Origin of the sequence: Fluviicola taffensis DSM 16823 (assembly GCF_943372375.1) — a bacterium.
Taxonomy (GTDB): Bacteria; Bacteroidota; Bacteroidia; order Flavobacteriales_D; family Crocinitomicaceae; genus Fluviicola; species Fluviicola taffensis_A.
On sequence record NZ_CALRYJ010000001.1, the window covers coordinates 569,097 to 580,989 of the forward strand.

Sequence of the window (11,893 nt, forward strand, 5' to 3'; positions counted from 1 at the left end):
CAAAATTAGGAAAAAATTTAGCTCTCCCCCTTCGGAGGGGGATAAAGGGGGAGGATAACTTTGATTTTACGTTTTTGCCTGCAGATAGCGCGGATTTCCGTGAAGATCATGAACAGATTAGAACCGCAAAGATGCAGAGGACGCAAAGGTAATCCGTTTCCTACTTCATAAGTTGTTAATGGAGAGGACTAACAGAATTATCGCGGTCTTCGACCCCACTCAATCAACCTTGATAATCTGATAGATACTGCAAAAATTGTGGTAACCCGCAACGCAAAGATGTGGTAAATACGGTTGATGAAGTGAAAGGGGATTGGTAGGTTTGTTTTGGAAAAATTTACAATTATGATTGCTATGTTTGTAATAGGTTCGCTCAGTTAATAATAGATAGCTAGATTCACTCTAAATTAATGAATAAAATGAATTCAATTAAATCACCAACATTAGTTAAATCCATAGAAATAAAAGGTCTCTTTGAAATATTCAATTATAAAATTGAATATCCAACTAAGGAAAATGTCCTTATAATCACAGGACCCAATGGTTTTGGAAAAACACAAGTTTTGAATATTATTTTCAATTTATTCAACAGAAAATTTGGATTCTTTAATAAACTTGTCTTTGAACAAATAACAATCTGTTTATCAGGAAATATTAAAATAATAATTGATAAAACTATTGAGGATGAACAATTTGAATTTTTTCCAAAAGAAAAAAAATTTGAAAGAACAAAGGAAAAAAAAGATCTCAACTTCTCCTTTTACGAGAACAATAAGGTAATTGAGCACTTTAACTACTCATTTGAAGTTTCAGATAAAATTATAAAAATGATTGATGCCTTTCTTCCAGTAAGAAGAATTTCACCAGAACAATGGATTGATCATAGAACTGACCAAATTTTAGATATTGATGAGATAATGCAAACCTATGCAGATCAACTTCCTAGTGAAGCTAGTCAATCTTCAAGAATTCAATCTATAAGAACAAATGAGATTCTGGATTCTATAAATGTTCATTTAATTAGAGAACAGAGACTTTTGAAAAAGGTTCAGAATCCAGATAGAAATTATAGAAATGAACGCGAACAAAGTATGATGATTGAAACCATTCAAACTTATGCCAGTGAACTGAAAAAATTAATTATTGAAAAGTCACAACAATCCTTCATAATTTCTCAAAACTTAGATAGTACATATCCAAATCGACTCATCTCTGAGAAAAGTACTGTTTCAAAAGACGAATATGATTCAAGATTTGAGGAGCTTACTAAAAAACAAGAAAAGCTAACTAGAAATGGCTTGTACGAAAGTAAACAAAAAGCACTCTCCTATAGTCAAGATGACTCAAAGGCTCTTTTAGTTTACTTAAATGATTTAGAACAAAAACTAAGTGTTTTCGATGAACTCCTTGAAAAATTAGAACTTTTTACTAGTATTCTAAATGAGAGAAGATTTACATACAAGTCTATTGCAATTGATAGAGAAAGGGGCTTTTACTTTAAAACTTCTAATAACAAAACCTTAGAACTAAATGAATTATCATCTGGAGAGCAACATGAAGTGGTTCTTCTATATGAATTAATCTTTAAAACCAAATCTGGTATTATGGTATTAATTGATGAGCCAGAAATTTCACTTCATATTTCTTGGCAAAAAGAATTCCTTGATGATTTGTTAAGGATAATTGATATTCAACACTTTCAGGTTTTGATTGCTACCCACTCCCCATCTATTATTAATGATCGATGGGATCTAGTGTACAACTTAGAAAAATAATTCTAAATGAAGAAAGCGGACATATCCTATCAAGAAAAACTTAATGAGCTTCGTCTTGATATTTTGCACCCCAATAGCCGAGGTATAAATTTTGTTCTTCTAGAGGGAGACACAGATATTAGGTTATTTAGAAAATTTTTTGATTTAGAGAAATGCAAGGTTGAAACCATCCCTGGGGGAAATAAAAAACTTGAAGAGTGTGTTGATACATTAGTAAACATTTATCCTTTGGTATTGGGGATTAGAGATTCTGACTTCATCAAACTAAATAGTTTAGAATATAACGAAACCAACATGTTCTTAACAGATTATCATGACATTGAAATTACAATGCTAAATTTTGAACCAGTTTTAAACTCCATAATTTTTGAATATTCATCAAAAAGTCAATGCCAACATTTAATCTTTCGCGACGAACTAATAGAAACAATTAGTTTAATTGGATTTTTGAAATTATTAAATGATAAGGAGCAACTTGAATTATGCTTTAAATCTGGGTTTCAAGATTTAATTTCATTTACAAATAAATCTATTGATTTTGAGCAGTATATAGAAAGAATTTTATCAAAATCTCCTAACACCATTTTAAAGAATAAAGAAGAATTAAAAAGACGGGTGATTGAATTGAAGTCCACAAACCCAGACTTATTACAGCTTACAAACGGTCACGATTTGTTAAATGCTTTTGCTAAGTATTTTCGAGAAGTTGAAAATAAAAACGGAATTAATGGAGATAGCCTAGGATCTGCAATTAGAATCGTTTTTAACAAATCTTTATTTGAACAAACAACTCTTTATTCAAGTTTAACAGAATGGCAAATTACAAATGCCACACAATTATTTTGATAGAACTAAGAAACAAATCTTAATGTAACTCTCAGGTCTTACCACTCCGCTTAAGCTTCCCGAATACTCTTTGCGTTTAAACAACTTCTCTCAAGTTACCCTGAGCAACCTGTTCCGACTCTTCAAAATCTTGCTTGTACCTACTTATCTCAAATCCCACTTCCGAGAAAAAAAGTGTTCCAAAAACCAGAAAAACTGATCTAAAAAGACAGAAAAGAGATTACCCATAGATACTGTATGAATAGAGCATAGATAGAGTATTAAAAGGTTAAGGATTTAACACGCGATTTTATTGGTTTTCAGACTGTTTTCATTGCAAAATGCTTGTGACTACTCGCAATAGAAGGTCGAATTTTTATCCGGGATCAATTCATTTTATTCTCACAATTGCGAATCATCTAATCAAACACTTCCGTGCTCTTCCGTGTCCCGATAGTCATCGGGATCCGTGGGAAATCAATAAATCGTATTTTTATCATCATGAAAAAACTCATCTTAATCACAGCCGCACTTCTTGTAACAACTTTTTCCTATTCTCAAATCAGCAAACGCGACTCTACATTAAAGGTGCTTGATGATTATATGAGCACACACATTCCGGATATGAATTCAGGAATCAGTGAATTCAAAAACACGCTTTCCGGAACCATTTTAATTACAAAAATATTCCTCTTTGATGACGAACCTTATTCAAAAGAATTTGAATTGAAAAATGCTGAGATTAAAATAGAAAAACTAAAAGTCGACCGCGAATCAGCCAAAGCTTATGGCTTTAAGTACTATTGGGAAATTTCAATCGGAGAATCCTGGTTGCTAAGCTCTATAGAAGATCAAAAAGTTGCGCAAAGAATAGCTGAAATTTTAACGGACTTAAAATCAATTGTAGAGAAGGGTAAATAGGATCCTTTCGTAATTAAAAACCTACTTTTATAGCCAAACCCCATTGCATGAAATTCCTTCCATTCCTCTTCCTACTCATCGCATGCGCTTGCAATTCCGAATCAATCCCTCCGCCCAAACCAGTTAAAGTTAAACCCGGAAACCTTGAATTTTTCGAAGTTTATAGCTTCACAGAACTAGCTGAAGTTTGGAACTCCGTTTTTATTCAATCTGCAAAAACAGATACGCTTCCGCGATACATGGACCTAACAAAAGAACAGTTCCAAAGCAGAAGACTCGAAAACCTGGTATCATTTGCTCCTGACAGCACCTACTATTTCGTAAAAGAAAAAGATCTCCCGGCAGTCGATTCGATCCTGGCAATTCCGGAGATCAAAAACAGATTTCCAAAAGATCTTGAATTCATGTGGTCATATTGCCTCGAAACCAATAAAGATTCATTAAAAGGACGATACTTGTATGCCATCAAAATTCCTAAAGGAAAAATAGCCCGTATCGATGGAAGGTATGTAAACTCAGCAAACCTCGAATTGCATGGAGGAAGACACAATAGGAGTTATATCAACTTAACAATGACTATCGACGGAACTGTTGAATGGGAAAAAATGACAGAAGACAACCTTGGTCATTGCATTGCGATTACAATGGATCACAAGGTAATCATCTGTCCAAGGGTAAATTGCTCTATTCAATCAGGTACTGCAGGAATTGAGGGAAACTTTTCATTGAAGGAACTGGAAGAGTTAACCGCTCGAATAAACAGTGGAAGGAGATAAATCGTATTTTTATTTGCAAACAAGGCAGTTATGAAACACCTTCCCTTTCTGTTATTCCTGATTTTGTATTCCTGTGGAAACGACCCTGTTTCGATTCCCAAGAAAAAAGAAAATCCCGTCACCGTTCAGTTTTTCGAAACCTACAGCATGGACGAGATCAAAACCAAATGGTTGGATGCCTGTAAATGGAGTGCTGAAAACGATCAACGTAATCAGGTAGGTAAACCTCCTTTCTATATCGGCTTTAAAGGATTGAAGTCCTTTATTTTTAGCAATTACGACAACACCATTGGTTTCGCTAAAAAAGAAGATGTGTCTGCTGTCGATTCAATTCTTGCCATCTCGGAAATTGCCGGACTATTTCCGAAAGACCTTCATTTCCTGTGGTCATGGAACCTTCAAACCAGCGTGTTAGATGGCCGTAAAGGATACTGTCTCTATGCCGTTAAAATCCCGAAGAATAAAAAAGCACCGGTAGATTCTCACGACGTAAAGGAATCTGTACCTGCTGAGAATGAAGAAACCGGAATGGTCAATATTCATGTGGAACTAACCAAAACCGGTAATCGAAAACTGAAAGAAATGACGAGCAAAAATCTCAATCGCTTTATTGTTGTTGTGTTAGATGGAAAAGTCGTTGCTTACCCAAAGGTATTGGAAGTGATCACCGAAAAGCTGAAACTTGACGTGAATTTCACCATGGAGGCAGCCGGAACCATTTCCGATCGAATGAATGCCGGTAGATAAACAAACATTCACAATTAATATCCTATTTTTATCATGAAAATCTATCACCATGAAAATTCTTCCTTTCGTATTAGTCTTGGTATTGACTGCCTGCGGTTCTGAAACCGGCAATGCACGTCTGAAAAATGTAAAGCCCGGAAACGTTCAGTTCTTCGAGACTTACCCGTTCAATGAGATTCTGGATTCCTGGAGTGCAGCTTGCACTTGGGTGAGTGCTCAAGATTCACTGACCCCGCAGGAAGACCCCAATGGGTTGGCTGCATTTGTTCAAATATCGCCCGAAAATATGCTGGCATACGTGGCTGAAAAAGATATGACCCGGGTGGATTCCCTATTGGCTTTGCCAGGAGTCAAGAATAACTTCCCCAAAAACCTGAAATTCATGTGGTCCTTTAGTTCTGAAAAGACCCCAAATGGGAAAGCGATGTTTGTTTTGTATGCGGTAAAAGTGCCTGACAGCGGAAAAGCCATTGTTGATGGAAGACACATTCAACATGCTGAAACAGCAATAGCTGATTACAATCAAATGCCTGTTGTCCGGATTTCCATGAATGACCAGGGAGCTCATGATTGGGAAGTAATGACGCGCAAAAACATTGGTCTCGCTATTGCCATAACAATAGACAATCGCGTGCTTTCCTGTCCGGTAGTGAATGACGCTATTTCCGGAGGAGAAACCGAAATAAGCGGGAATTTTTCCAAAGCGGAAGCAGAAGAATTGGCAGCACGGATTAATTTTGGAAAGTAATTGGACTTCAGGACTTCCAGATATTAGGATTTTAAGCCTAAATTCCAGTACTGATGTCCAAAATCTTAACATCCTATTGCCCTGATATCCGAAAAAACACGAACATGAAGTTTATTCTTATCATTTTCCTTTTATTCCTGTTTTCCGCTTGTTCAGAAAACCAATCGGTTTTGAGTCTAAACGAAAAAAATTACCTGGAAACTCAAGATAGTTTGGTGAAATACAAATCATACATTTCAGAAAACACGGAGAGTCTTTCCGATTATATGAAATTGGATTATCAAAGCTATAAAGCCAAATACAATCTCTCCGAAAAAGAAATGGAAATAACGAGAAAATCCTTTAACACTACCTATGAAATTGCAAAGGCGTTTAAAGCGATTGATCAGAATATGTCTCGGTCCAATTTACCTCATCCAGTGAAAGATTCCATTAAGGGAAACTATTCTTTCGATAAGAATTTGAAACCGGCAAATATCAGCAAAGACGAAGATGTGGAAGTAGAAGTAATGATGGAAGCTTTTGAGAAAAATAAATGATATTTTTAGGAGTAGAAAAACGGTCGAATTTTAAACCAAATTCTAGTCCTAAAATCTTAACATCCCAATGTCCTGACATCCAAAAAAACACGAATATGAAGCACTTTTTTATACTTATTATCTCCTCATTACTGATCGGATCCTGCTCAACGGAAACTCCGGAAACAGTGAAAGGCATTCCTGAAGAAGACCTTACGAAGACGAAAGACGGCGTGATTGTCAAACAAACCCTGGTTTCGGCCGGAAAATTCAGCCCGAGCACATCGGTTAAGTTCGATGGTCACAATTTTGATCTGGTCATTGAGAAGAACGACTCGATTTACATGGCCACCTCTGACACCTTGTTTCTGACACATGACAAATACCATGTGGGGATGACCTGGTCAGAAATTCCGAAAGCATTGCAAAAAAAACTTCAAAAGGAAACGGGCTGGGGATATTACATTGAACTTCCTTCCGGGTGGAGTTTGGGATTTTGTGAAGGCGCAAGTTGCACGGATATGAAACCAACTGATTCTTCGAAGGTGAAATGGATCTTCAAACGCCATTGAGATGATTGGAATCTGGAACGGAGCATATCAACATCAAAGCAAACGAATTCCTGAAGATCGAAGAAATCAGCAAACCCGCTTCAGGATTGAAATCACGCTATTTGACGGAAGTAATTTCTCCGGAACGGTTGAAGATGACCTGAAAACAGGCGGAACCCGTGGAAACGGAATTATTGAAGGCAGACTCAAGGGAAACCAAATCGAATTTATCAAGAAAATGCCTGTTCATACTTCACTTGATAGAAAAGGAAATCGGATTGAGGAGCAAAAACCTCACAGGAACATTTACTATTCCGGCGAACTCAAAAACAATTTGGTGAAAGGAACCTGGAAGTTTAAGTTTGGGATTGGGAAATTTAATGACAAGTGGGCTTTATTTCCGGCAGTTAAAGGAGTTTGGGAAATGGCAAAAGAATCAAACCAAACAATTTGATATGATCGAGAAAACAGAAAGAAAAACCATCTTCAATCAGCATAAAACCAGTGCTTCAGAAGTTTCTGAAATCCAAAAGGTCATTTATCACAATGACGATTTAGAATTATTCGAAAGTGAGGCAGAACGAAACGATTATCTTTCCCAATTTGATCTTCTTGAGGAGTCCGTTGACTACCATGAATCTCTCCACACCGTCCTTGCATTTGATTACTCCGAACTGAAAACTTATCCGGCAGAGCTTTCCAGAAGATTAACAGCACTGTTTGCAAATCTGGATGTAACTGATTTAATGGTTCTTGGTCATCTCAAAATGAACTTTTTTGGAAATTTGGAAACGGACCATTCAGATTTAAAAAAGGCTTATTCGGACTTAAAACAAATTGTTGGGACCGATTATTATGATGAAGGATTCAAAATCGGAATTCAGGATTTGGAGACATTCATTCCGATCGTTTTTTGGATGCAGCGAATCGATACCTGTGCTCCGGAATTCATCTTCTTTTTTGACGATAAGAACCGGTTTTCATTTTACATCTGTAATTCCGGGAACGTACATATTCTTTCGTATAACAACGAGCTTTTCAATTCAGCCTTTTTAGAAAGACATCACTTGAAAACGGTTGATCAATGCGCAACCAATTTTGTTTAAGTTATAACTGATTTAACCCCATCCACCAAAACAATTGAAAAACACCTCGTTTTCAATTTGTTAGTCTATTTGGTTTTATTTGTAAAATTGCTATGCGTGCATTATATTTGTTTAAACACGTAAAGCTGATGAAAACTTTCTTACATAAACGCGTTCTCATAACGGGTGCTGCTTCAGGTATCGGGAAATTAATGGGAAAACTTGCATTGGAAAAAGGTGCAGAATTGATTATTTGGGATATTCATTCCGAACAAATTCAGCAAACGATGATCGAATTAGGCGATTTGGGAACCATTCATTCATACATTGTAGATGTTTCAAATTCCGAAGAAGTAGCACGAGTCGGAGCGCAGGTACTAGCCGAAGTCGGAGTTGTGGATGTGGTCATCAATAATGCAGGAATTGTCGTAGGAAAATTCTTTCACGAACATACGCAGCAGGATATTGTTCGCACAATGAATGTCAACACCAATGCTCCAATGTACGTTACACAAGCATTTCTGCCGGAAATGATGCGACAAAATTCAGGACACATTTGCAACATTGCTTCTTCTGCCGGTCTGATTTCGAATCCTAAAATGTCGGTTTACGCGGCCAGTAAATGGGCGGTTATTGGCTGGTCGGATAGTTTACGCCTAGAGATGAAGCAACTCAAACTAAACGTGGGTGTGACTACCGTTACGCCTTATTACATCAATACCGGAATGTTTGACGGCGTGAAATCCATTATTCCTATTCTGAAACCGGAAAAAGTAGCTCGCAGGGTTATTCGTGGAATTGAGCGCAATAAGATTTATGTGAGCATGCCCTGGTCTGTTCATTTTGTGCGACTTGCACAAGGAATCCTTCCATTTCGCTTTTTCGACTGGTTCGTAGGAAAAGTCTTGGGTGTTTACAAAACGATGGAACATTTTAACGGTCGCAAATAAGCAAAAATGGGTTTCAGAAAGTAGTCGAAATCCATTTTCCCTATCTTTGAAAGCAATTCAGCAAAGCAAATTTCTCATGAACTTAAACCAAATAACCGTCCCTTTTTTAGAAATTCTAAAGGATTTGAAATTGCTTACGGGAATCGCTTTCGCAGAAATTCTTCAAAATTTGCGGAAAACACTTGGTGGAAAACTGTAAGATGAAGAATATACTCAATCTAAAACCAAATACAATAATTGGTGATTTATATGAAGGAAGTATCGTCCTGGATTCTTGGAAAGGTTTTCAAAGTCGTCAAGGTCCCTATTGCGCAAAAGACAAACAATTCGCTACTGGAGAATTAAAAGTCTTTATTTATGGCAATGCTATTGATTACGTTAAAATATCAAGCATCGACCAAATAAACGCCTTAAATTTTCTATTTGAAAATCAAGAACATATAAAAAAATCTTTGCTTTCAGCACTTCAAAATGAATTGCCGGAACTAACAGCATTATATGACGATTTAACTCCTTCAATTGAAAGAATAGAAGACTTCTCATCTGTTATCGGTCTTTCCAATATTCATGTATTGAATTCAGAAAAGGAAAACTATGCTTATGTTGGTTATGAATTCGGTTGTGAATGGGAGGAAGAACACGGGTTAGGTATTATGACACATAAAGACAAGATAATATCAATAGGGCAGGCTGATACAGCATTCGACTGTTGGACTACATTTGAAGACAAAGGGACTATTGAAATGGAAAGAGAAAGCTGGAAAAGAAAACACAGCCAAACGTATAAATTCAATCAAGATGACCCAAAAATTAAACCGTGGTGGAAATTTTGGTAGTAACTGAAACACGCAAATACTGCTAAAAATAAAGATGCAGAAGTAAATGTACTTCAGAAAGACTTTGAGGAAAAGTACTTTCGATTTTAAAACTAAATTTAAGTCTTAAAATCTGAAATCCTAAGATCCATTAAATGAACTTAAACCAAATAACGGTTCCTTCCCTGGACATTGAAAAGTCGATTGTTTTCTACCAAACTTTGGGATTGAAACTGATCGTGAAATCGGACCACTATGCGCGGTTCGAATGTCCGGATGGAACTTCGACCTTCTCTGTTCATTTGGCAGAAGAATTGCCAACAGGCGCCGGAATTTCAGTTTATTTTGAATGTGATAACCTGGATGAAAGGGTTGATGCATTGCTCCAAAAGGGAATTGTCTTTGATGAACTTCCGAAAGATCAATCGTGGCTTTGGCGCGAGGCTTATTTGAAAGATCCGGATGGAAATCAATTGATCTTGTTTTTTGCGGGAGAGAATCGGTTGAATCCGCCTTGGAGGGTTAATGATTGACAAAAATTAAAGTAAACCAACTGATTGAATTATTTTAGCGTTCTGTTTTTAAAACAATCAACTGATGAAAACACTTCTTTCCGCCTTGCTGTTGTTACTCGGAACCAGTTATCTTTCCGCCCAAACCGATCTTTCTTTTGATATCCGTTATTCGTTGCAGACAGATTTTGCCGGAAGCGGAACAGAAAAGAATCACTTTGCCGAATTACAAAATGGGAAAATCCTGCAGTATCGCTTTGAAGCAGATTCTCTTTTCGGGATCAAACATTTCATGCGCATTTGGTGCGTGGACAAAATTGGAAATACGCAGTGGGATCGCAAATTTTCTATCGGAGAAGGTGATTCCGTGTGGTTATCCGCCAGTTTGAAAAGCACAGGAAACCAGACTTACTTAGTCTATTCTCATATTGATCAATCGCGAAAAAGCAGCCTGCGTTTGATGCACTTCGGTGAGGACGGAACCGTACTTTCCGCCCACAAACTGGATATCCCAAATGAACCCCAGGTACGGAATATCAGAAGCCTCATTCGCAACCAGGAGTTGGTTGTTTCATTTGATTTCCTGGCTGCAGATTCAAGCCGTTCTGCAGGTTTCGGGAAAATTCCATTCGGAAATATCAACTCAGCAACCTGGTTCCACACCAACGACCTTCAGAAATCGACAACACTTTACGAAGATGCGAACAACGAAATTCACTTTATTGCTACAAAAGACACCAATGCTGTTGATATGTCGCTGGATCAAATTGGGGTCTATCAGGCCATTCAGTTCCCAGCCAAATTCCTTCCGGAATCTGCTATGGTCTTTAACGGAAACACCTATTACACCGGAAACATCATCTCAGGAATATTCTTAAATTCCATTCTGCATAAATTGGAGAACAATCAACCATCCGGATGGGTCAAAAGACTAAACCTGGTGGGTCCCAGTCCTCCCAATTACGGAAGCAACTCTTCCGGTATCTTATCCGTGAACGGAAAAATCCTGGTTTTAGGTTATGGTACCGTTCCCCATCCACTCACCTATCTTTCGGTATTTGAGGAAAACGGAGCCTTGGTAAAAACGGAAACCTTCGATGCTTTTCATTCGTTCAATTACAACCGGGGGGATTTATTCAAACATTCTTCCGGAGCACTCTTTTTTTCTAAGTTAGCCGGGATTTGGACAGGCACCCAGTTTGCAACGGTGTTGGAACGTATAGACACCACCAATTATACCTCCTGCAATTCGGAAACGGCAAATTATGCTTACGTAGATACGATCATTCAACACACTACGACAACGGTTTCTTTTACCCCCGAAAACTACACATTTTCGCCCCTTTCTCTTACGATGCTCCAGGATTCGCTTACATCTGAAATCACTTGTCACACCAATTTATCCCTTGATGAGAACAAGGAACTTTCCCTGGAAGCTTACCCAAATCCTTTTTCAGGAAACTTTATTCTACGAAGCATCCAGTTAAACGAAGTGACTATTCAATGCTACGATTTAATGGGGAAAGAGATTCTCATTGAGAAAACAGTACTGGACGATCAACAAATCCAATTAACACCACCCATTGATTTTACAGGATCCCTATTCCTTCGTGTTCAAACCGTTGACGGATACAAACAAACTATTTTGGTGCAGCGAATGAAATAAATTC

Annotated in this window: 14 protein-coding genes; all 14 read left to right on the forward strand. The window is 37.4% G+C overall.

All coding sequences use genetic code 11. The features are described from left to right. The first annotated feature begins 419 nt into the window (after positions 1-419). The 14 genes from AAG807_RS02370 (at position 420) to AAG807_RS02435 (ending at position 11,889) form a co-directional block, all read left to right on the forward strand. Positions 420-1,775, forward strand: a complete 1,356-nt coding sequence (locus tag AAG807_RS02370) for an AAA family ATPase (protein ID WP_341900429.1) — start codon at positions 420-422, stop codon at positions 1,773-1,775. A gap of 6 nt (positions 1,776-1,781) precedes the next feature. Next, positions 1,782-2,621, forward strand: a complete 840-nt coding sequence (locus tag AAG807_RS02375; protein WP_341900430.1) for a DUF4435 domain-containing protein — start codon at positions 1,782-1,784, stop codon at positions 2,619-2,621. 480 nt (positions 2,622-3,101) lie between these two features. Beyond that, the gene (locus AAG807_RS02380) at positions 3,102-3,521 is read left to right on the forward strand and encodes a hypothetical protein (protein WP_341900432.1); all 420 of its coding nucleotides are present in this window, start codon (positions 3,102-3,104) and stop codon (positions 3,519-3,521) included. 47 nt (positions 3,522-3,568) lie between these two features. After that, complete coding sequence (locus AAG807_RS02385) at positions 3,569-4,297, forward strand: hypothetical protein (RefSeq protein ID WP_341900434.1); 729 nt, start codon at positions 3,569-3,571, stop codon at positions 4,295-4,297. Between the two features lie 30 nt (positions 4,298-4,327). Then, on the forward strand, positions 4,328-5,044 hold the full coding sequence (locus AAG807_RS02390) for a hypothetical protein (RefSeq protein ID WP_341900436.1): 717 nt from the start codon (positions 4,328-4,330) through the stop codon (positions 5,042-5,044). 49 nt (positions 5,045-5,093) lie between these two features. Then, positions 5,094-5,792, forward strand: a complete 699-nt coding sequence (locus tag AAG807_RS02395; protein WP_341900439.1) for a hypothetical protein — start codon at positions 5,094-5,096, stop codon at positions 5,790-5,792. A 53-nt stretch (positions 5,793-5,845) separates the two neighbouring features. Next, the gene (locus AAG807_RS02400; RefSeq protein ID WP_341900440.1) at positions 5,846-6,331 is read left to right on the forward strand and encodes a hypothetical protein; all 486 of its coding nucleotides are present in this window, start codon (positions 5,846-5,848) and stop codon (positions 6,329-6,331) included. Positions 6,332-6,426: 95 nt separating this feature from the next. Beyond that, positions 6,427-6,882 carry a hypothetical protein gene (locus tag AAG807_RS02405; protein WP_341900442.1) on the forward strand — a complete coding sequence of 152 codons (456 nt, stop codon included), beginning with the start codon at positions 6,427-6,429 and terminating at the stop codon, positions 6,880-6,882. A gap of 1 nt (position 6,883) precedes the next feature. Next, entirely contained in the window at positions 6,884-7,315 is a 432-nt protein-coding gene (locus tag AAG807_RS02410; RefSeq protein WP_341900445.1) for a hypothetical protein, read from the forward strand. Between the two features lies 1 nt (position 7,316). Further along, complete coding sequence (locus tag AAG807_RS02415; protein ID WP_341900446.1) at positions 7,317-7,967, forward strand: hypothetical protein; 651 nt, start codon at positions 7,317-7,319, stop codon at positions 7,965-7,967. Between the two features lie 128 nt (positions 7,968-8,095). Beyond that, positions 8,096-8,896, forward strand: a complete 801-nt coding sequence (locus AAG807_RS02420; RefSeq protein ID WP_341900448.1) for an SDR family oxidoreductase — start codon at positions 8,096-8,098, stop codon at positions 8,894-8,896. A 200-nt stretch (positions 8,897-9,096) separates the two neighbouring features. After that, positions 9,097-9,732: a hypothetical protein gene (locus AAG807_RS02425; protein ID WP_341900450.1), complete on the forward strand. Its 636-nt coding sequence runs from the start codon at positions 9,097-9,099 to the stop codon at positions 9,730-9,732. Positions 9,733-9,866: 134 nt separating this feature from the next. Further along, on the forward strand, positions 9,867-10,244 hold the full coding sequence (locus AAG807_RS02430; RefSeq protein ID WP_341900452.1) for a VOC family protein: 378 nt from the start codon (positions 9,867-9,869) through the stop codon (positions 10,242-10,244). Between the two features lie 64 nt (positions 10,245-10,308). Continuing rightward, positions 10,309-11,889: a T9SS type A sorting domain-containing protein gene (locus AAG807_RS02435; RefSeq protein WP_341900454.1), complete on the forward strand. Its 1,581-nt coding sequence runs from the start codon at positions 10,309-10,311 to the stop codon at positions 11,887-11,889. The last annotated feature ends 4 nt before the right edge of the window (positions 11,890-11,893 follow it).